Annotated in this window: 1 pseudogene; it reads right to left on the bottom strand. The window is 40.3% G+C overall.

What is annotated here, in order from left to right:
* Positions 1-315, bottom strand: a pseudogene (locus AACS92_RS03005) (IS982 family transposase); the annotation flags it as partial.
* Positions 316-608: the final 293 nt, after the last annotated feature.

Genomic DNA, 608 nt, shown 5'->3' with positions numbered 1-608 from the left:
TCCTTTTAATTGAGTCAGATAACTGGATAAGGGGACCAAAACGGACGGGGCAACGCTGATAAAACGGGTATAACTGAGCAAGGAGGGGAAGTCGCGGTGATGGTATTGCCAGATATGCTCCAAATAAAAGTTTTTAAAATCACGGTAATGCGACCGCTGAAAGAGGATTAAAATTGTCATGATTTCACTGGGATACATGCGGCCTTGTCTGCGGCGCAGGCGGTATCCGTTATCGAGACAAAACGGCTCCCACTGGGGGATGAAAAGACGACAAAAGTCGTCGACATCGCAGAAAATTTCAACTAACTTGTCCATGGCCTGTTCCTCCCCGGAGTCGTTTTAGGCTTTCACCAAAACTTTGCTCCTGGAACAGGCCTCTCGTCAATTTCTTATCCAGAATTCAGGTTAAATAGTTAAATCTGATGTCATTTTCTTATTTCCCGTAGATAAAAAATACTACAATATGTTGTATAGTAATCCATTAAACATAGGGAAAGTTATGATTAAGCCTAAATAACTTTTCATAATAGTGAGACACTCGATTTACTTTCTCTGAAAGAGTCTATTTGCAGATTTTTTCAAGAATTTTTTCACATTACTGAGCAGTT

The sequence above is a fragment of the Xenorhabdus sp. KJ12.1 genome, assembly GCF_963876495.1.
GTDB lineage: Bacteria > Pseudomonadota > Gammaproteobacteria > Enterobacterales > Enterobacteriaceae > Xenorhabdus > Xenorhabdus stockiae.
The sequence above is the reverse complement of the archived record's forward strand: the minus strand, read 5'-3'. Positions and strand labels throughout refer to the sequence as shown.